Below are 19,356 nucleotides of genomic sequence, written 5' to 3'. Positions count from 1 at the left end.
GCGCCTGTCAACAGAAAAAATAACTTTTTAATCAATTAGTTAGCAGCCGGATCGGCACAGCCCCCTGTCGGGGGCTGTGAAGCGCTTAGGGGAGTGAGGCGTACTCCTTTTCCCAGCGCTTGAGGACTTTTTTCCCGGCGCCGCCCAGGGCGTCGATGGCCTGGCGCAGGCGGGCGCGGCTGAGGTCGGGGCCCAGCAGTACCATGGCGTCCATTACGGAGAAGGAGGCGGTGGTGCCACTGATGGCGACAAACAGGGGCGCGTTGAAATCTTTGAGCTTGATCTCCATGGCCGTGGCCAGGGACTTCACACCCTGGAAGATGCTGTCGCGATCCCAGGTGCGCAGGGCTTCCAGGCGCCACAGGGTGAATTGCAGTAACTTCTTCTGCTCTTCCAATTCCAGCTTGTTACCACTGAAGCTCTCTTCGGTGAGCGGCAGCTTGCCTGCGGCGAGGAAGCTCACCAGCGGTGCGAAGTCGCCAAAGGTCTCCATGCGCTCGCGGGCATGGGGCAGTACTTTGAGCAGATTTTCGCGGTTAAACATCCAGTCGATGAGGCGATCGGCGAGCTGTTCGTTTTCCAGTTCACGAATCCACAGGCCATTCAGCCAGGATAGTTTTTCCACATCGAACACCGGGCCACCCAGGGATACGCGGTGGATATCGAAGTGCTCGAGCATTTCCTCTAAAGAAAATTTCTCGCGCTCATCCGGCATGGACCAGCCCATACGGCCCAGATAGTTGAGCAGTGCTTCGGGCATAAAACCGGCGCGCTGGTAATAAAGAATAGAGGTGGGGTTTTTGCGCTTGGACAGTTTGGTTTTGTCCGGGTTACGCAACAGCGGCAGGTGGCAGAGCACCGGCATCTCCCAACCAAAATATTCGTACAGCAGTTTGTGTTTGGGCGCCGAGTTAATCCACTCTTCACCACGCAGTACATGAGTGATCTCCATCAGGTGATCATCCACTACGTTGGCCAAGTGGTAAGTGGGCATACCATCGGATTTAAGTAGAATTTGCGCATCCACTTGAGCCCAGTCGATCTCGATAGAGCCGCGCAGCAGATCTTCCACCACGCAAGTGCCGCTCTCCGGCACATTCATGCGCACGACGTAAGGTTCACCGGCGGCGCGGCGCTTTTCCACCTCTTCTTCCGGCAGCGCCAGGTCACTGGGTTTCAGTGAAGTGCGGCCTGCCTCGCGCAGCTCTTCGCGCAGTTGCTCCAGTTCTTCGGCGGTGCGGTAGCAGTGGAAGGCATGCCCCTTCTGCACCAGTTCATCACAGTGAGTTTTGTAAATATCACCGCGTTCGCTCTGCCGATAAGGACCATGTGGACCACCAACATCCGGCCCTTCCTGCCAGTCCAATCCCAACCAGCGCAGGCTATCCAGAATCGCCTGCTCGGATTCCGGGGTGCTGCGCTGCTGATCGGTATCTTCGATGCGCAACACAAACTGGCCACCCTGGGCGCGGGCAAAACACTGATTAAACAGGGCGATATAAGCGGTACCAACGTGGGGGTCACCGGTTGGAGACGGTGCGATTCGGGTTCTTACGGTCATGACAAACCTGATTGAAGGTGAATAAAGGACACTTAAGGCGCGGGATTATAGCGCTGGCCGGGCCTTGGGCACAGGCGTAGAAAAGCCATCAAGAAGATCTTTTAGACGCCACAAACCAAAAAACCCCCACAAATGGCGTGACTTAAATCACAAAAAAAGTATCATTTCCGCCATAAAGACGGAATAGCTTGACTAACGCAGTACCCCTGACCCGTGCAGGATCTTCGCGAGCAGCTTTTCACAGAACGATAACCAACGGCTCAGGAAGATACGCCATGCACAAAAATGTAGTTCGTTCACTGGTCTCTGCCGTCGCAGCAGGCATCCTTTTCAGCACCTCGGCAGCCACTATGGCGGCTTCAGATAGCGCCAGTAGTGATATCACTCTTAGCTTTACCCCAACTATTGAAATTGCCGAGGTGGGTGATGTTGTAATTACCGATCCCGCGTTGGGCACCGATGCGGTTGCCAGCGAAGACTTTTGTATTGGCGGTTTTGGCTTCCCCACGTTCAGTATCACTTTCGAAAGTAATGATGGTATCAACGACAACGTGTTCAGCCTTTCCGGCAACGGTCTCGATGTACCCTACAGCGTGGGCTTCGATAACAGCACCAGCGGAACTTTTACCGCGGTCAACGCAGGTCAGGCAGTTACCGGGCAAACCCGCAACGCCGCCTCCTGCAGTGGTTCAGACAACGCCAGATTCCAGATCACTGTTGCCAATGGTGATTGGCAGACCAGCGATGTCCTCAATGGCACCAGCTATACCGATACCCTGCTGATCACCGTCGCTTCTGAATAATTTTTTGGCGTGGCCGGATAGGATTTCCAGCCAAACCGATAGTAGTTTATGGCAGGAAGTCTTAATCGATGGCATGCGCTGGCTTTTTGCCTGGCGCAAGCCATTCACGCCAATACCTTTGCAGCCACAGCAGCCACTTTTCTGCTGGAAACCTCTGCACCGGAAGGTTTTGATACGCTAACTGAACCGCAGCAGTTGCTGGCGGATCTATATTATGGTGGCCGCTATATAGGCGCAGCGCAGATTACCGCTGACCCCACCCATATTCATTTCGACCAGCCAGAATTATTACTCCCGCTGCTGCCAGAATTACTGGATAGAGAGGCGGTGCTGGCGGCAATCAGCAAACCTTTACCCAAAAATTCGCAGTATGTATGTCGCTCGGCCAGGCAAAAACACTGTGGCTACCTGCTGCCCGAAAAAGTGGCAGTGATTTACGACGAGAGCCGCTATCGGCTCGACCTGTTTTTTTCCGCAGACCTGCTGCCGCAAGAGGCGGCCATTACCGACCCCTATCTCCCTGCATCTACCAGTGCGTTTTCCATTGTGCAAAACCTCAACGGCACCTGGAGCGGGGTGGAAAGTGATCTCGGTGGCAACAGCCACAGCGCAACTCTAAATGGTAATACTATCGTCAGCTTTGGCGAGAGCGCTCTGCACGCCCGTTGGTCCGCCGCCACAGAGCAGCACAACCAAATTAGTGCGCTGCATTGGTCCAGGGATTACCGCGGAAAAGCCTACTCAGTTGGTTTACTACAACTCCAGGGTGGCTGGCACTATTTCGGCAGCCAAAACACACTGTATGGACTGGAATTACGCAGCTCACAGCTCAGTCGCACAGACACCAAACACCGGCAGGGCGCGCTGCTTGAAATCAATATGCCGGTGCGCGGGCGCGTGGAAATTTATCGGGATAAGCGGCTAATTCACACAGAAATGCTGGAGGCCGGTAACCGCCTGCTTAATACCAGCACCCTGCCCCACGGCGCCTACGAAATCGAGGTGCGCACCTTTGATGAGATGGGCCGGGCATTGTACCGTCACACGGAATTTTTCACCAAGGATTCCCTGCTGCCCGCCCCTGGGGAGTGGTCCTGGAGTTTTCACGCGGGCCAGCCTGCGCAGCCCTTTAGTAATACGCAAACGCTACCCGAGCGCTACGATGACATGCTGGTGCAAGGGTCTATTGCCCGCCGGCTCACCAGTAACCTGGGGCTCTTTGCAGCGGCGAGCTCAACCCAAGAGCAACAACTTTATGAAGTCGGCACCCGCTGGGTAGGGCGTTATTTTGAAATTTCACCGAGCCTCGTGACCAGCGACGATGGGCGCAGTGGCCACAGGGTTCAAGCACTGTTGAAAACGCCTTTCGCCACACTGAGCGCCATTGATACCAGGCTGGATAACACCAGGGTATTTAATGAGCCGAACAGCCTGCAGCTGTTGCCCAACGGTTATTCACAGCGCAGCCTGGCTGTGCAGAGTAGTCTATTTGGGGGGCAACTGGCTTTGCGTTTGCGCGAGCGGGATAGCTCCTACTATTTACTGCCCGGAGAGCAGGCCGATCGGCTGGAAAGTGCACGCAAACTCACCACACTCTCGTTTAAGCGCAATATTTTCAAAAGCGCAAAGTGGCTCGGCAGCGCGACCCTCTCCTACAGTGAGGCCGATGAACAACAATACACCGGCCTGGAGGTAGAATTCCGGCGGCGCTCCAAACACTGGCAGCACAGTGCAAATCTACATAGTGAACGCAGCAACCACAGTGGCCGCGAACAGCGGTTGGCCCTGCAAACCCGCTGGAACGATAGAGACTTATGGGCTGCGGAATTTGAGCAACAGCTTTCCGCGGAGAAAAGTACACAAACTGATTACTTAGAGAGTCGCAGTTATCTCGCCGGCCATTTCGGTTATTTAAACAGCACCTTGGGTTTTAATAGCGATAACACTGGCAAAGCTTTCAATTACCTGGGCGGTTTCAGCACCAATGTAATTGCAACGGGGAATACCCTCGCCTGGGGCGGCGAGCGCACACTGCAAAGCGCGGTCATTATTGAAATCGATGGCAGTGATCAGCAGGATTTTGAAGTGTTAGTGGATGGCACCCGGCGCGGTTATGCCAAGGGCGGTGAAAAGTCTGTCATCAACTTACCCGCTTTTAAAAGTTATGACCTCTCCCTGCGCCCACTGGACAATGGTTTCTTCGATTACCGCGAGCAGAGCGAAACCTTTACCCTGTATCCCGGTAATGTGAACTCTACAACCTATCAGATAGAGCAACAGCGGCTCATTTTGGGGCGCCTTACCGATATGGGAGAGGGCTTAGCAAACACCCGGCTTTCCATCGGCGAACACAGTACCACTACCGACCAGTACGGTGTATTCCAGCTGGAAATCCATACAAACCAGAAAAGCCTGCGCTCCCAGGAATTAACCTGGGATTTGTGCCGTGCCCCCATAACTCTTCAGTCTTCTGGAGAGAACTGGCTGAATATCGGTACCGTAGAGCAATCCGAGGCAAGCTGCCAAATGGAATACACCGCGGAGGTAATCGGTGCGCAACGTTAAAGACCTTCTCGGCAAACTCCTGTGGCTGGGTTTGCTTTTTTTGTCTTGCCATATGCCGGCCCAGGCCCAGAGCTGCTCCAGTAATGACAACTTACGCACCTGTAACCTTGGCGGTACACACAATCTGAATTACCAATCCAATACCAAGGAGATTGCCTTTACCTTGCGTAGCCGCAGTTCATTCGGTGGCCGCGCTTACACTTACTATGCCGAGCTTGCGCCTCTGAGTGGTAACACCTTTACACTGACTGCCGACAATGGCGATACCCTGGATATTGCCTTTACCTTAGACCCCAGCAATAGCGATGCACAGTCGCTAACACTCAATAATCTCGCAGGCCCTTTTAACGGCAGTAGCAACGATACCAACGCCGCCCTTTTAGTGGAAATTGACAACACCAAGACTCCCTCTTCCAACCAATATACCGGAAGTTTTCAGCTTACCCTGGAGCAATACTTCCTTGTCTTCGTGACCGGTAGCGAAACCGTAGACTTTGATATTGTTTTGGAGGTGGAGCCCAACATTGTCATTCGCAATCTGGGGGATATTGACCTGAGTAATTCGGGCATCTCTTTTGGTCAGGCGATTGAGGGGCAGGAGGACTTCTGTATTGGAGGCATTGGTTTCGACCGCTATACAGTCAATCTTTCCAGCGGCAATGGCAGTACTGGAGGAAGCGGGATTTCCCCTTATGCCCTCAAAGGCGCCGCTGAGCACATGGTTTATTCGGTCAGCTTCTCCGATGATTTAAATGGCAGTAACGCCAAGAACCCGAATAACCAGGGCGATATACCGGGATCATTTGTAAGGCAGTCCAACGAAGCCTGTATCAGCGACAACGCCAGGGTGACTATCTCAGTAGCCCCCTCAGACTGGGAGCAGGCCGGGGAGCCCCTTTATACCGATGTATTAACCGTTACGGTTAGCAGCCAGTGATAGCTTATTTATCCAAATAAACCCCTTAGGCTAAAGTAATTGGCACAGCAATAAACTATAAGCCCAATAATATTTCGCTGATTAATGGTTGACTCCGGCGCCTTTTTACAACCTGCTCTAAATTTCAATTAAAAAATATACGCCAGCATTTGGGCTCCAAATAAAATTATTTTGAAAATAAAAACCCATAGATAACCGCAACTTAATGCGCGTTACTGGCCACACTCTAGTCACACTCTAGTCACACTTCTGTCACACTTCTGTCACAGAAAATATCTCAAAGCTCTTAGTGTATTTTCACGAAAAAATTAAGAAATTTTCACTATTATTCACTGGCCTAATGGGCAATCTTTCCTATTCTTTTAACCGCAAACGAAACCATAAGCTGTTCTCTCCACACTTGGTTAAAGGATACAAATAATGAACCGCATTTTATTACGCACTGTCACACCTATGACACTGGCATTCATAGCATCTTTTTCTGCACAATCTACCCTTGCAGTCACCGATAACGAAGACTCTATTGTGACGCTGCAATTTAATGAAACCATCAATATGGTTAGAGTTGGCCCCCTCACCATCACCGATCCAGCAACTGGAACCAACGCTACCGGTATTGAAGATTTTTGTGTTCGTGGCACCGGATTCTCGACTTTCGCTATCACTTTTGATAGCACTAATGGTAGCGCCACTAGTGAATTTATCTTGTCAGATGGTACTACTGATGTGCCATACCAAGTTGGCTATGACAATAGCCTTAGTGGAAGCTTTACAAGTGTTTCCGAGGGCGTCCCTTTGACAGGACAAGCAATCCAAAACTTCGGCCCTTGTGTAGGATTCCCTGATAACGCCCGCTTTCAGGTCACTATCCTGAATATGGACTGGGAGAATTCTATGGTTCTAAGTGGTAATAATTACACTGACACCTTGATGCTCACGGTAGAGTCAGAATAAACAAAAAAAATAAAATAAAAATTAATGTCCGTTATTTTGGTCTGATAATTGCTTTTTTATGCAAAGAAAAAAACCCGCCTGGCGTTTTCATTGGTTATTACTGCCAGCGTTACTCTGGCAGGCAACCGCTTACCCGAAAGAACCGGTTAACTTTATAGCAACCGATGTGCCGGCGGGTTTTGAGGATCTCACTAAACCACAGATGGTTGTGGCCGACCTCTTCTATGGCGGCCAGATGATTGGTGCCGTGCAAATTACTGTGCACCCCACTTTTATCGAATTTCATGACCCAGCTGCAGTGCTGAAGTTGCTACCACTACCCCTAAATCCGGAGCGGGTGGAACAGCTTCTTCAACAACCCCAAAGTAAAAATTCAGATCGAATTTGCCAAAACGCTACACAGGACGACTGTGGATTTCTGAGCCCTAAGGATTTTGCTGTTATCTATAACAACGACCTTTACCGAGTAGATGTTTTTTTCGCACCAGATCTATTGCCGCAACAGGTGGCGATTTCTGACCCCTACTTACCGCCCTCAAGTAGTGAATTCTCCTTAATACAAAACCTGAGTGCGGCCTGGGCCGGCAATTATTCTAACGAAACCGACAATAGCTACCGCACAACTTTTAATGGAAATACGATTATTGGATTTGGCGAGAGGGCAATTCGCAGCCAGTGGCACTATTCAGATGAACAGGGCTACCAGGTTAGCAATCTATATTGGGCCAAAGATTTTCGCGGTAAGCACTACTCTGCAGGACTCTTTCAGCCCCAGGGTAATTTCGGCTATTTCAATACCTCACGATCAGTTTTCGGTGTGGAGTTCCGCAACTCCCGGTTAACCCGTACGGACCTCTCCTACCAGGAAGGCGCTCAGGTGGAAATTAATATGCCGGTGCGCGGGCGAGTAGAGGTTTACCGAGAAAACCGTCTGGTTCACTCGGAGTTATTGGATGCTGGCAACCGGCTGCTCGATACATCAAGTCTTCCAGGTGGGGCTTATGAGATTGAAGTGCGCACTTTTGATGAGTCGGGTCGCCTTCTCACCAGTTTCACCGAATTTTTTGCCAAAGACTTCTATCTACCCGCACCGGGAGAGTGGCATTGGAGCCTGCTCGCCGGGATGCCTACAGAATTCGGCAACCACCGCGGCCTGCCAGACTATTATAACGAAGGTCTTATACAGGCCTATTTGGGCCGCAGGGTATCCGACAATATTGCGCTTTTCAGTACTATTTCTGCCACAGAAAATCAGCAATCCCTGGAACTGGGCGCACGCTGGATAGGGAGCCGGCTGGAACTCTCCCCGAACTTTCTGCTAGGCCGGGGAGGACAAAAGGGCTACAAACTGGAAGGGATACTCGAACTCCCCTTCGTCACCTTAAATGCCTCCATTAGCAAGCTGTATGGAGATAAGCATCTATACCCTCGGGATGAATACCCACTACTGCGCAATAATTTTTCCCAGAAAATTATCGGTATGCAAAGTGCAGTTTTTGGCGGTAACCTCTCACTTCGATACAGTGAAAGAAGCCGAACAACGGCAACTTATTCTGACGACCTTCCCGGCGGCCTCTACTCAAACAACATCAATAAATTTACCACACTGGCCTATAGGCGCTCACTGATCAGAAAAAGAAACTGGTTGGGCGATGTCATATTTTCTTACAACAAATCAGGCGATGAAACTTATTCAAGCATCGATTTTCAAGTCAGGTACTACGCTGACCAATGGCAACACTCTGCCACGGCCCTTAGAGAATTTGGCAACGATCAAATAGAAACCCCACATAGACTGAGTTTTGAAAGCCGCTGGAACGATAGGGAACTATGGTCTGCGGAAGTGGAACAAGCCCTGGGGGTTGAAAATACTGATGATGGCTATTACCTGGAAAGCCGCACCCGCCTCTCCGGCCGCCAGGGTTTTATCAACTCGGCGGTTAATTACAGCAAGGATGGCAGTAATCGCACAACCAACTTCCTGGGTAGCTTCAGTACAAACATTATTGCCACTGGCAAGCAGATTGCCTGGGGAGGAGAAAGGGCTTATGAAAGTGCTATTATCGTCGATATAAATGGCAGCGAAAATAATGATTTTGAAGTGCTTGTGGATGGTTCCCGCCACGGTTACGCAAAAGGGGGTAAGAAATCGGTTATCAACTTACTCCCATATCACAGCTACGATATTACCTTGCGACCACTGGATGATGGTTTTTTTGAATTCAAGGAAAAAAGCCAGTTTATCACTCTGTACCCAGGAAATGTTTCCGAGAGCACCTACAGCATTCAATCACTCTACGTCATTATGGGAAGGTTAACTTCTTTTGGTAACGGCATCCCCGAGACGCTTGTTTCCATCGGTGAGCATGATGTCACAACGGATAAATTTGGTGTCTTTCAATTAGAAGTCCCTATTGAGATGGAGGGGCAATCTACCCTGGAGGTCAAATGGCTTAACTGCAGTATTAGTGTTGAAGTCGAGGATTCCGGGGAAAACTGGATCAACTTAGGGACGCTACAGCAGTCAGACGCCTACTGTCTCCCAGCCTTTGAAGTCAGCAAACACAATGAAAAGCAATAAAAAGTTTCCTACTCCCAAGCCACTTTACCTGGCGATATTGACTGCGGGATTCACCATGGTGCAACCCAACCTGTCGTTGGCGGCCTGCACCGGGGACATTTATTTACGCACCTGCGATCTACAGGGGCGCCATACTGTCAACTATGAAGCGCATAAGAAAGAAGTGGATTTTACGCTCCGCAGCAATCGAAATGGTCATGCCCAGCCCTTTGCCATAAGAGTTATCCCCGAGATCGGCAGAAAGTTTCAGTTGTTTTCCGACACAGGGGAACCACTGGATATATCCCTTTCTTTCTCCTCCAGGAACAGTGCATCTACCCCTTTACGCCCGGATATATTCAGTAAGCAGTATCCTGGCAGCCTCAATGATTTAAGTAACTTTCTAAGCGTGAATATCAACCCTGCCAGTGCAATCACGTCCAACTATTACTATGGCAACTTCCAGATGGAGGTGATGCAGTATATCAATTCACAAAATACCGAGTCTCAAACAGTGAATTTTGATATTGAAATGGAAGTTGAACCTAACATCAGAATCCGAAACCTCAGAAATATTCAAATCACTGCTGCAAATTTTTCTTCTGGGCAGGATATCACCGGCTATGAGGATTTCTGTATTGATGGGGTAGGTTTTAGCAACTATCTGGTTAGCTTAACGAGCAAAAATGGAATTATCCCTGGTGCCAGAGGAACAAAAATGTTTGAGCTTGAAGGTGCAATGGAGAGCCTGCCCTATGCAGCCTCCTTTACCGACGACATGAATCAAACCCTTGGTGCCAGAACACTGGGTGTTGAGCAAGTTCGGGGCACCCTGCCAAACAGAGCTCCCGGCCGGTGCCTAACAGATAATGCCAGGCTGATTGTTACTATTCCCGCCGGCAGTTGGGAGCAGGCTAGAAGTTCCTTCTACTGGGATGTACTAACGGTAACCGTTACCAGTCAATAACTGATTACTAAAAGCCGTAATACGCTCTAACAGGACCTATCTAAAGAACTACTCTTCAGTATTAATCCAGAGCAACAAACGAAATCAAAAGAAGCAATAAGGCCAAAATCTTATGCCTCACTGCCTCCCGTTAGATTTATCCTTTCAGGGGAAAGCGGATTCTTTCGCTGTTTTGGCCGCGTAATAACACTTCCAGCTCGCCATTGGCTGGCACATCCGCCACTTCAATACTGGTACCGGCATAGAGCCTGCCAGAGGTTTCGAGCTTTTCGCACTCCCCCTCGGCAAAGCAATGGCGAACTTCCACCACCTCAACATTAATATTGCCATTATTAGTGAGGCGATAAGAGCCGTTTTCTTCTTCCAGCCCAACCTTGTAGGCTCCGCCTTTTGGCTGGACAAAAACCAGCGCCTGGTATGCCACAAGAATTTTCAGTGCGGTTTGCTCTGTCTTAATTTCGCCGACAACCGGCTTGAAAGTCACGCGGTAGACTTTCTCTTCCTCCAGGTTGCGATCGAGCGCCATCAGGCGAAAGCGTTTTCTCTCTCCTGGGGCTAACACGGCTTTCGATGGGCTCACCAGGAGCTTGAATTCATCGGGATTGATCACCCGGATTCTCTCTTCATTTTCCCTACCGGGATTATCCACACGGAAAATTTCCGTCTGTACATAAAGAGTTTCTTCATCTGGGTTACTGACTACGACATCATCCCTTGAACTGGGACCATCCTCCAAATAGAGGACAATTTTATCCACAGACATGGCGGCCATTACCGGCTGGGCAATCAGCAATACAAACGCAATGAATAGTTTTTTCATAAGTGACCGAGTATTTTGAGAGACGCTTATTCTAAGCCCGACATTTTACACTGGTGAAATGTTGGTTACTTCTTTTAAAACAGGCACATGAGCAAGATAGTTATTCTGCGCTGATTATCAACTCTGAAACCCCTTTGATATCCCCCTCAGTCAGACACCGTTTAGCTCCAAAATCTAATGCCTGCTGCCCCCTACTGAAATCCTGCGCCCGGGCTGTCACACTGATGTGCTTAGCCGGGAGATTTTGCAAGCACAACTCGCGATGAGTGCCCCGCTCCGCCTGTCGCAAAGTCGCATTCGGCGAAAAAACTAGCGTAATCTGCGCCGTCGCAGAGGCTGAACTACTGGCAGCTGCAGGGTGCACGATAAAAACACCAGCCAACCAGCCAAAAAGCAAAACCGCGCCCAATCTGAAACTGCTCATAGGCGGTACATACCTCTTTACAGTACGGCAAACACCATCCGTACAGACAACAAAAGAGCGATACCTTCTAATTTTAGCTATGGAAGTTAGCGCTGCCAGCCGGGCTCCCATCAATCACGGATTTCCAAGGCTCAATGCGTATCCAATTTTCCTCGGCACTCCACTTGCAACGCCCTCTCCACCGTCTATTTTTCCTGTAAGACCCGATTCCACCCTGGGCCATTGACCTTTGGGTTACAGAGCGCCAAAGCGCCTATATCCAGCCGACAATAACGCCTGCTTTCCGGATTTGACTCACATGCTAATCGCGCACCGTGGCGACAAAACCCGCCACCCGGAGAATACCATCGCCGCCTTTGAGGCTGCTCATAACCTGGGCGCCTGTGCCATTCAGTGCGATGTCCGCTTTAGCCTGGATGGCACCCCCTGGTGCTATCACAAAGATACCCTGCCGCTCCCCAATGACAGGCGCGAGCACTACTTCCACGACCTGAGGGACTCCCAGCTCAGCCGCCTGGCCATCGATTCCTTTATACAGGTGGTGGATTGGGCCAGTTGCCACCGGCACCTGGATTGGTTTGTGGGCATCTCCGCAGCCAATATCGCCAATTTGGGTTTTACCGCCGCAGTAAAGAAGCTGTTGGAGCAAATGCGCAATGAGCGCGAGTCCTTCGCCCTGCTTACCCAGGATTGTCGCAGCCTCCGGGCTGCCCGCAATATGGGCTGGCACAGGGTGGCCCTGCAGATCAGCAGTGTGCCGCGCTGCCTGTCTGCAGATATTGTCACTCTGGCCCCGGAGTTTCTGCTGATCCGCGATAGCTTTATCGACTGTGAGGAGTTACCACCGGGCCCCTGGCAATGGGTGGTCTACGAAATCAATTCCGCCGAAGAGGCCGTACTCTGGCGCAAGCGGGGAGCGCACCATATCCTCACCGGCAACCTGCCGCTGTTGATGCGCTCCCGGGAAGCGAGTGATGTCTACGGATTTTGATGTCCTGGTAGTTGGCGCGGGAATTCTTGGCGCGGGTACCGCTGAGGCCCTGGCCAAGGAGCACCATTCGGTAGTGATACTGGAGCAGCTGGGTATCGCCGCAGCCACCTCTTCGCGTTCCTCCAAGCTGATCCACGGCGGCTTGCGCTATCTGGAGAGCGGGCAGTTCCGCCTGGTTTATGAGTGCCTGCGCGAACGCAGCTGGCTGTTGGAAAATAAACCCCAGTTAGTGCGCATGGTGCCCTTTTATATTCCGGTCTACCGTCACAGCAAGCGGTCGCCATGGATGGTGAGGTTGGGGCTCAGCCTCTATGCACTACTTTCCGGTATCGGCAGCGAGGCCTCACGTTTTCGCGCTTTATCCAAAGCGGAGTGGGATACCCTGCCAGGCCTCAAGCGGGAAGATTTACTCGCGGTGTTTCGCTACTACGATGCGCAAACAGACGACGCTGCACTGACCCGCGATGTGGTTGCCTCGGCAATTGCCCACGGCGCACAAATCATCTGCCCCGGCAGCCTGGTAGGCGCGGAGGTTACCGATGAGGGTGTGCGGGTTGATTACGTGGCCGATGGCAAGCTGAATACGCTACACACCCGCGCGCTGGTCAATTGCAGCGGGCCCTGGGTAGCCACCACCAACGCGCGCTGCTCACCCCCAGTGCCCCTTCCCCCCATCGACCTTGTGGCAGGCACCCACATACTGCTGCCACTGTCCCTGGGCAACAAGATCTTCTATGTGGAAGCCGAGGACCACCGCGCGGTATTCGTCATGCCCTGGCAGGACAAGACCCTGGTGGGTACCACAGAGCGCCCTTTCTGCGGCGATCCACGGGAGGTAGTACCCACCGTAGAAGAGGAGGCTTACCTGCTGCGCACGGTGCAGCAGCACTTTTTCCAGACCCGCGGCCTGCAGGCGGAGGATATTTGCGAGAGCTTTGCCGGCTTGCGGGTTTTGCCGGAAGCGGAGAAGAGCCCATTTGCCCGGTCGCGGGAGTCGATGATTTGCTGTGACAATGAGCGCAAGCCGCGCATTCTGGCCGTCGCCGGGGGCAAGCTCACCAGCTACCGCGCCACCGCACGCAAACTGGCCAAAAAGCTGCAGACCACTCTGCAGGATAAAGGCCCTCCCCGCCAAAACACCTCTTCAAGCAGTAATACCACCAACGCTTCTGAGCGCGAGCGCAATCTTTAACGCCCCTATAAAAACCACCTCGCAAGCGAAGTTTCGCAAGGCCTTGGAAAGTCTCCTTAGGGTCTCGGTTTTACATCCCATATAATGGGCGGCTACTCTGATTTTATGACTCTTTTTTACACCGCAGTTTATGTCCGATTACAGCCCCCACCGCTTTTGTACCGCACCACTTTTGGATTGGAGTGACCGTCACTGCCGCTATATGTGGCGCCTGCTGAGCAAGCGCGCCCGCCTGTATACCGAAATGGTAACCACCGGGGCGATCCTGCACGGAGATCGTCAGCGCCATCTGCAATTCGACGCCGCCGAGCTACCTGTCGCCCTACAACTGGGCGGTAGCGATCCCCGGGAATTGGCAGAGTGCGCGCGGATTGCTCAGGAGTGGGGTTATGCGGAGATCAACCTCAATTGTGGCTGCCCCAGCGACCGTGTGCAGTCCGGGCGTTTTGGCGCCTGCCTGATGGCGGAGCCCGATATCGTGGCGGCGGGCCTCAGCGCTATGCGCGAGGCCGTATCGATTCCAGTTACGGTGAAACACCGTATCGGCATTGACGATATGGAGGACTATCCGGGCCTGACCCGCTTTGTGGAGGCACAGGCAGCGATCGGCACTGAGACCTTTATCGTCCATGCGCGCAAAGCCTGGCTGCAGGGCCTCAGCCCCAAGGAAAATAGAGAGATTCCCCCGCTCAACTACGACATGGTTTACCAGCTGAAACAGGATTATCCACAGCTGCAAATCATCATTAATGGTGGGATTAACTCCCTGGAGGAGTGCCTGCAACATCTGCAGTGCGTTGATGGTGTTATGCTGGGTCGTGCCGCCTACCAGACTCCGGTGCTTCTTGCCCAGGTGGACAGCGTGCTGTTCGGGGAGAGCGAAGGGCCCGATGCGGTGGAAGTCGTCGAGCAGATGCTGCCCTATATCGAGCGGGAGCTGTCGGGCGGTCAGCGCCTCAACCATATTACCCGGCATATGCTCGGGCTCTTCCAGGGCCTGCCCGGAGCACGCCGTTTCCGCCGCCATCTCAGTGAAAATGCCCACAAGAAAAACGCGGGGCCAGAGGTTGTAGAAGAAGCCTTGTCGCTGGTCACCCAAGCGGCTTAAGTTGGAAGGCTAGTGTTTCAGAGAAAGGGAAGCCAATAATCATCGAGGGAATCGCAATGAATAAACTGGAACAACTCAAGCAACGCAGCCAGGTAGTGGCAGATACTGGCGATATCGAGGCCATCCGCCGCTATCGCCCTCAGGATGCCACCACCAACCCCTCGCTACTCTACAAGGCTGCCCAGCTGCCCCAGTACAAGGGGCTGATCAGAGAGTCGCTGGACTGGGCGGTTAACCACCAGGGCGGCGCCAACCCCACGGACACGGCACGCCTGGCCGCGATCAAACTGGCGGTCAGTATCGGCAGCGAAATACTGCAGCTGATCCCCGGGGTGGTGTCCACAGAGGTGGATGCGCGCCTGTCCTTCGATACCCGCAGCACCATTGACTATGCCAGACACCTTGTGGCCCTGTATGAACGCGAAGGGATAGCCCGTGAGCGGGTACTGATTAAGATCGCCGCCACCTGGGAGGGGATAGCCGCTGCGGAAATCCTGGAGCAGGAGGGCATTCACTGTAACCTGACCTTGCTGTTCTGCCTGAGCCAGGCCATTGCCTGCGCCGAGGCTGGCGTAACCCTAATCTCCCCCTTTGTGGGACGTATTCTGGACTGGCACCTGGCCAATGGGGATCGAAAGGCTTTCAGTGGCGAGGAAGACCCCGGCGTACTGTCCGTGCGCAATATCTACCATTACTACAAGTCGCGGGACTACAACACCATTGTGATGGGTGCCAGCTTCCGCAACACGGCGGAAATTGAAGCGCTGGCGGGTTGTGATCGCCTGACCATCAGCCCGCAGCTGCTGCAGTCTCTGGAGGACAGCGAGGGACTGTTGGTTGGTGGACTTCCCACAGTCAACGAGCCGCTGCCGCGTCCAGAGGGGCGACTCAGCGAAGCGGCCTTCCGCTACCAACTCAACAGCGATGCCATGGCCACAGAGAAACTCGCCGAGGGTATCCGCAATTTTGTCAAAGACCAGGAGCGGCTCGAAATGCTGCTACAGAGCCAAGTCATGGGACGCCGGGAAACTGATGCTGCAACAAATCCGTAAGCTGTTCGAACAGATTGGCAACAATGCCGATGTGGAAATGCACGATGAAAAAGACGTGCGCATGATCAGTGCCGCCTTGCTGGTTGAGGTGGCCACTGTCGATCAAAAGCTCGACCCACGCGAGCGCGACACGCTGATTGAATTGCTGTGCCAACACTACGCTTTAAGCAACCCTGAGGCGGCAGAGATTATCGATGAGGCCATTGGCCAAAGGGAGCGGGCCACCTCCCTGTTTGAGTTCACTCAGGCAGTCAACGATCAATTCAGCGAGCGAGACAAATACCTGCTGGTTCGGCAGATGTGGCAGGTGGCTTTTTCCGACGATGTGATCGAAGCTTTTGAAGAGCATCTGATTCGCCGGGTTTCCGAGTTAATTTATCTTCCCCATGGGCTGTTTACCCGCGCACGGGCAGAGGCAAGGGATATGCGGGACAGCTGAATGGCGGGGTGTGGGAAACCGGCGGCTTTCGAGTGGGGGCTGTGTGTTGATTTTCAGTGCAGGTGTGCGGAGGGCTTACCGTAAGAGCTGCACTCCCGCTCCAGCGAATGCACCAGATCGCGGAAGGTTTCCGCATTCTGCTCGTTCATGCTCATCAGTACCCGGTGGGCCTCCAGCACCTTCTCCCGCGCGGCACACTCATCTGGGGTTTTACACACCAGCGGCTTGGTCTCCACAGAGAAATCGCGCTTCTCATCACTGATTTCCATCAGGGAGTCGAAACCCATTGCATCCAATAGGTGTTGAATACCTTTATCCGTAACGAAAACCAGGGGCTTTTGGCAGCCGCGCTCCTGAGCACGAATCGCGATCTTGGCCATCAGGCCGAGGGTCGTACTATCGACACCTTCCGCACCGTGTAGGTCGAAGGCCACACCGGCAAAGTCATTGCGTGCAAACATATTGTCGATAAAGCTATCGAACGAGGTGCATAGGTTGAGGCGAACATCGCCCATCAATTTAATGATGTAAACGCCCTGATGGGCTCCAACCATAATTTGCCCGGACTGCATAACAACCCCTGGCTCACCCGAACACACTCAGAGGATGAAAGTGCGCATGGATGGCGATAGTTCACTGGTAGAGCAAAGACGCTTGTGACGGTTTTGCCGCCTCTGCATCTTTGTGCATAAAGTGGGCGGAGCTTACTCCTGACCGTGCGGACTGACAAGAGTGCTAAGGCACGAAATTCGACTATTTAGTCGACAAATTCACACCGCTAACCATGGGCCAGGGTAAGAATTGTAATATCGTCGGGTAATGCGCCAAAAGTATCTACTTTCAGGCCTTCACACAGTGCCCCCAGCTCACCCCCAGTTGTGTCGATAAGCGCTAGTAGCTGCGCCTCTTTTTGCAGCAAATCCCCTTCGAGCAATTCCAGCACACCATCGGAGCAGGCCACCAGTCGCCAGCTGGAAGGCAGTTCCGCACGCATTACCTGCCAGTCACCCTGCTCAAAAATCCCCAGTGGCCGTCCCTTGCCCGGCAGCCAATCGGCGCCAGCGGCACTGGCGAGCGCCGGCATGGGGATTTGCCCGGCAACCGCATAGTGCAACTGGCTAGCGGCGGTATCCACCACACCAATAAACATGCTGGCGTGCTTACCCATGCCAGTGGATAACAGCTCGCGGTTGATAAGCTCCAGAACTTCCAGCAGATCCGCTCCCAGGGATTCCAGCTGGGCGAACAGTGGGCGCTCGCGCAGGCGGTGCATCACACTGTTTTTTATCAGGGCTGTAACCAGTGCGGAGGACACGCCATGCCCGGAGACATCCACCAAGTAAAACGCGACAAAACGCTCGCCAAACAGACCGTAATCCACAAAGTCGCCGCTCAGATAGAGGGAGGGAACCAAACGGTAAGCGGCCTCGACACCGCCGGGATAAAAGAAAGGGCTGCGGGGCAACAGGTGTTGTTGTAACAGACGGCCGGCTTCCTGGTCACGGCGCAGTATTTCCACATGGTCGCGCAGTTCGCTGTTGCGTTGCTCTAGGGTTTTACGGTACTCGAGATTCTGCTGGGCGAGGTTTTCTTCACCGGTGATGCGGCAGATGACTTTATCGATCAATACCGCCTGCTGAATGGGTTTGATCAGATAATCGCAGGCGCCCAGACGCATAGCCTGCAGCACTTCATGTAACTCCCCCTTCTCCGCGATCATCACAACCGCAGTACCAGGGGATCTTTGCTTGATTATGCGCAACACCTCCAGCCCGTCCATATCGGGCAGGAGCAGGTCTACAACGACCAGTTGAAAGAGTTCGGGGGAGAATTGCTCTATGCCCTGCTGGCCGCTATCGGCTATCGCAACCGAGAGCCCCTGACGCGAAAGCGCTCCACGCAGGAAATTGCGGGAGCGCTCATCATCGGTCAGCAACAGGCTACTGGGGCCGGCCATGGCAGGCTCTTGGAGGAAGGTGTTTTACTCGCTGATGCTCAGTAATCACTAGACTCTTCGACTTCACCCTGGTCGATGGCTTCGGCGGCTTCAGTCTCTGTATCCACATCCACTTCACCATCCACGATTAGGAAGTCGCGGCGCTGCAGATAGGCATCGCGCAGCAGGACATAGCGATCGCCCTGCAGTAGGGATTCCGCCTGCAACAGGCTGGCGCGGCCCTGGATAATATCGGTAGCTCTAAGGGTATAGCGCGTGGGATCGTGCTCAACATAAGTCAGTGGATTGGTGTAGTAATCCACAACCTTGGCCGGCGTATCCCGCACTGTAGAGGGGCCCAACAGTGGCAGCACCAGATAAGGCCCGGAAGGCACACCCCAAACTGCCAGGGTCTGACCAAAGTCCTCACCATCGCCCTTTTCCAAGCCCATATGCTTGGCGACATCGAAAAGGCCCGCAATACCGATCGTGGTGTTAATCAACAGGCGACCGGCGTCATTGCCCGCTTGGCCCCACTTGCCTTGTAACACGCCGTTAAAGGTATTCGTCACTTCACCCAGGTTGCTGAAGAAATTGCTAACACCCTGCTGCATAAAAATCGGGGTAATCTGCCGATAACTGACAGCCGCCGGTTTTAGGACATAGCGATCCGCACCGTCATTGAAGCTGAATATCGCGCGGTTAAATCCCTCCCAGGGGTCTCGCAGGGAGAAGTCTTCTCCTTCCTCACCACCAAACTCTTCCGCGGGATCAAAGCCATATTCATCAACCAGTGATCCATTAGTGTCACCGGTAGCAGTACCATTCTGTTCAACCGCCTCAGGTTGGACCGAGGGGGTGACCGCGTCTCCAAACGGGTCCTGTGTCGCCATTGCGCCCACTGGGGAAATGGCCAGCATCGCGGCCATCAACCAGGGCGATAAATCTCTGCGTCCTAGCAAAACCCTGCTCCTCTTATTTATCAAATTTCAAGGTCAGGGATTCTAACGCCCCCACAAAATGTAAACCACCCTCGGCAGCATAGCA

Annotated in this window: 17 protein-coding genes; 11 read left to right on the top strand and 6 right to left on the bottom strand. The window is 53.0% G+C overall.

Features of this window, described 5'->3' with window-relative positions; translation table 11 throughout:
- Positions 1 to 85: 85 nt before the first annotated feature.
- Entirely contained in the window at positions 86 to 1,561 is a 1,476-nt protein-coding gene (gene gltX / locus ACJJID_RS01350; RefSeq protein WP_152451741.1) for a glutamate--tRNA ligase, read from the bottom strand.
- 275 nt (positions 1,562 to 1,836) lie between these two features.
- Between gltX and ACJJID_RS01345 the strand changes: the two genes are divergently transcribed.
- The 6 genes from ACJJID_RS01345 (at position 1,837) to ACJJID_RS01320 (ending at position 10,347) form a co-directional block, all read left to right on the top strand.
- Positions 1,837 to 2,364 carry a hypothetical protein gene (locus ACJJID_RS01345; RefSeq protein WP_444921149.1) on the top strand — a complete coding sequence of 176 codons (528 nt, stop codon included), beginning with the start codon at positions 1,837 to 1,839 and terminating at the stop codon, positions 2,362 to 2,364.
- 48 nt (positions 2,365 to 2,412) lie between these two features.
- Entirely contained in the window at positions 2,413 to 4,929 is a 2,517-nt protein-coding gene (locus tag ACJJID_RS01340; protein ID WP_444921148.1) for a TcfC E-set like domain-containing protein, read from the top strand.
- Positions 4,916 to 5,866: a hypothetical protein gene (locus ACJJID_RS01335; RefSeq protein ID WP_444921147.1), complete on the top strand. Its 951-nt coding sequence runs from the start codon at positions 4,916 to 4,918 to the stop codon at positions 5,864 to 5,866. The genes ACJJID_RS01340 and ACJJID_RS01335 overlap by 14 nt, the downstream gene beginning before the upstream one ends.
- Positions 5,867 to 6,286: 420 nt before the next feature.
- Complete coding sequence (locus ACJJID_RS01330) at positions 6,287 to 6,820, top strand: hypothetical protein (protein WP_444921146.1); 534 nt, start codon at positions 6,287 to 6,289, stop codon at positions 6,818 to 6,820.
- A gap of 58 nt (positions 6,821 to 6,878) precedes the next feature.
- Positions 6,879 to 9,401, top strand: coding sequence for a TcfC E-set like domain-containing protein (locus tag ACJJID_RS01325; RefSeq protein ID WP_444921145.1), 2,523 nt, complete (start codon positions 6,879 to 6,881; stop codon positions 9,399 to 9,401).
- On the top strand, positions 9,388 to 10,347 hold the full coding sequence (locus ACJJID_RS01320) for a hypothetical protein (protein ID WP_444921144.1): 960 nt from the start codon (positions 9,388 to 9,390) through the stop codon (positions 10,345 to 10,347). The genes ACJJID_RS01325 and ACJJID_RS01320 overlap by 14 nt, the downstream gene beginning before the upstream one ends.
- 136 nt (positions 10,348 to 10,483) lie before the next feature.
- Here the strand turns inward: ACJJID_RS01320 and ACJJID_RS01315 are convergent, their stop codons facing one another.
- Together ACJJID_RS01315 and ACJJID_RS01310 are read right to left on the bottom strand one after the other, a co-directional pair.
- Entirely contained in the window at positions 10,484 to 11,167 is a 684-nt protein-coding gene (locus tag ACJJID_RS01315; RefSeq protein WP_444921143.1) for a fimbrial biogenesis chaperone, read from the bottom strand.
- Between the two features lie 100 nt (positions 11,168 to 11,267).
- On the bottom strand, positions 11,268 to 11,591 hold the full coding sequence (locus ACJJID_RS01310; protein ID WP_444921142.1) for a hypothetical protein: 324 nt from the start codon (positions 11,589 to 11,591) through the stop codon (positions 11,268 to 11,270).
- A gap of 298 nt (positions 11,592 to 11,889) precedes the next feature.
- On the opposite strand from ACJJID_RS01310, the gene ACJJID_RS01305 reads away from it, so the two are divergent.
- The 5 genes from ACJJID_RS01305 to ACJJID_RS01285 all read left to right on the top strand — a co-directional run bounded on the left by ACJJID_RS01305 (position 11,890) and on the right by ACJJID_RS01285 (position 16,373).
- Entirely contained in the window at positions 11,890 to 12,582 is a 693-nt protein-coding gene (locus ACJJID_RS01305) for a glycerophosphodiester phosphodiesterase family protein (protein ID WP_152451723.1), read from the top strand.
- Positions 12,566 to 13,774 (top strand): FAD-dependent oxidoreductase, encoded by a 1,209-nt coding sequence (locus ACJJID_RS01300; RefSeq protein WP_444921141.1) that lies wholly within the window; start codon positions 12,566 to 12,568, stop codon positions 13,772 to 13,774. Before ACJJID_RS01305 ends, ACJJID_RS01300 begins: the two co-directional genes overlap by 17 nt.
- A 130-nt stretch (positions 13,775 to 13,904) precedes the next feature.
- Positions 13,905 to 14,882: a tRNA dihydrouridine(20/20a) synthase DusA gene (dusA, locus tag ACJJID_RS01295; protein ID WP_444921140.1), complete on the top strand. Its 978-nt coding sequence runs from the start codon at positions 13,905 to 13,907 to the stop codon at positions 14,880 to 14,882.
- A 56-nt stretch (positions 14,883 to 14,938) separates the two neighbouring features.
- Positions 14,939 to 15,934: a transaldolase gene (gene tal, locus ACJJID_RS01290; protein WP_444921139.1), complete on the top strand. Its 996-nt coding sequence runs from the start codon at positions 14,939 to 14,941 to the stop codon at positions 15,932 to 15,934.
- Positions 15,915 to 16,373 carry a tellurite resistance TerB family protein gene (locus tag ACJJID_RS01285; RefSeq protein ID WP_152451715.1) on the top strand — a complete coding sequence of 153 codons (459 nt, stop codon included), beginning with the start codon at positions 15,915 to 15,917 and terminating at the stop codon, positions 16,371 to 16,373. The genes tal and ACJJID_RS01285 overlap by 20 nt, the downstream gene beginning before the upstream one ends.
- 53 nt (positions 16,374 to 16,426) lie before the next feature.
- Here ACJJID_RS01285 and ACJJID_RS01280 read toward each other — a convergent pair whose 3' ends face one another.
- The 3 genes from ACJJID_RS01280 to ACJJID_RS01270 all read right to left on the bottom strand — a co-directional run bounded on the left by ACJJID_RS01280 (position 16,427) and on the right by ACJJID_RS01270 (position 19,271).
- On the bottom strand, positions 16,427 to 16,945 hold the full coding sequence (locus ACJJID_RS01280; protein ID WP_152451713.1) for an STAS domain-containing protein: 519 nt from the start codon (positions 16,943 to 16,945) through the stop codon (positions 16,427 to 16,429).
- Positions 16,946 to 17,151: 206 nt separating this feature from the next.
- Complete coding sequence (locus ACJJID_RS01275) at positions 17,152 to 18,330, bottom strand: PP2C family protein-serine/threonine phosphatase (RefSeq protein ID WP_444921138.1); 1,179 nt, start codon at positions 18,328 to 18,330, stop codon at positions 17,152 to 17,154.
- Positions 18,331 to 18,368: 38 nt separating this feature from the next.
- Positions 18,369 to 19,271, bottom strand: coding sequence for an MlaA family lipoprotein (locus ACJJID_RS01270; RefSeq protein WP_444921137.1), 903 nt, complete (start codon positions 19,269 to 19,271; stop codon positions 18,369 to 18,371).
- Between the last annotated feature and the right edge of the window lie 85 nt (positions 19,272 to 19,356).

This window comes from Microbulbifer sp. CnH-101-G, assembly GCF_052466775.1.
This window is presented reverse-complemented; position numbering and strand designations above follow the sequence as displayed.

What these genes read in the sequence shown, in the direction of transcription:
- gltX (WP_152451741.1), bottom strand. Translation starts at nt 1,561, where the DNA reads ATGACCGTAAGAACCCGAATCGCACCGTCTCCAACCGGTGACCCCCAC.
- ACJJID_RS01345 (WP_444921149.1), top strand. Translation starts at nt 1,837, where the DNA reads ATGCACAAAAATGTAGTTCGTTCACTGGTCTCTGCCGTCGCAGCAGGC.
- ACJJID_RS01340 (WP_444921148.1), top strand. Translation starts at nt 2,413, where the DNA reads ATGGCAGGAAGTCTTAATCGATGGCATGCGCTGGCTTTTTGCCTGGCG.
- ACJJID_RS01330 (WP_444921146.1), top strand. Translation starts at nt 6,287, where the DNA reads ATGAACCGCATTTTATTACGCACTGTCACACCTATGACACTGGCATTC.
- ACJJID_RS01325 (WP_444921145.1), top strand. Translation starts at nt 6,879, where the DNA reads ATGCAAAGAAAAAAACCCGCCTGGCGTTTTCATTGGTTATTACTGCCA.
- ACJJID_RS01320 (WP_444921144.1), top strand. Translation starts at nt 9,388, where the DNA reads ATGAAAAGCAATAAAAAGTTTCCTACTCCCAAGCCACTTTACCTGGCG.
- ACJJID_RS01315 (WP_444921143.1), bottom strand. Translation starts at nt 11,167, where the DNA reads ATGAAAAAACTATTCATTGCGTTTGTATTGCTGATTGCCCAGCCGGTA.
- ACJJID_RS01310 (WP_444921142.1), bottom strand. Translation starts at nt 11,591, where the DNA reads ATGAGCAGTTTCAGATTGGGCGCGGTTTTGCTTTTTGGCTGGTTGGCT.
- ACJJID_RS01305 (WP_152451723.1), top strand. Translation starts at nt 11,890, where the DNA reads ATGCTAATCGCGCACCGTGGCGACAAAACCCGCCACCCGGAGAATACC.
- ACJJID_RS01300 (WP_444921141.1), top strand. Translation starts at nt 12,566, where the DNA reads ATGTCTACGGATTTTGATGTCCTGGTAGTTGGCGCGGGAATTCTTGGC.
- dusA (WP_444921140.1), top strand. Translation starts at nt 13,905, where the DNA reads ATGTCCGATTACAGCCCCCACCGCTTTTGTACCGCACCACTTTTGGAT.
- tal (WP_444921139.1), top strand. Translation starts at nt 14,939, where the DNA reads ATGAATAAACTGGAACAACTCAAGCAACGCAGCCAGGTAGTGGCAGAT.
- ACJJID_RS01285 (WP_152451715.1), top strand. Translation starts at nt 15,915, where the DNA reads ATGCTGCAACAAATCCGTAAGCTGTTCGAACAGATTGGCAACAATGCC.
- ACJJID_RS01280 (WP_152451713.1), bottom strand. Translation starts at nt 16,945, where the DNA reads ATGCAGTCCGGGCAAATTATGGTTGGAGCCCATCAGGGCGTTTACATC.
- ACJJID_RS01275 (WP_444921138.1), bottom strand. Translation starts at nt 18,330, where the DNA reads ATGGCCGGCCCCAGTAGCCTGTTGCTGACCGATGATGAGCGCTCCCGC.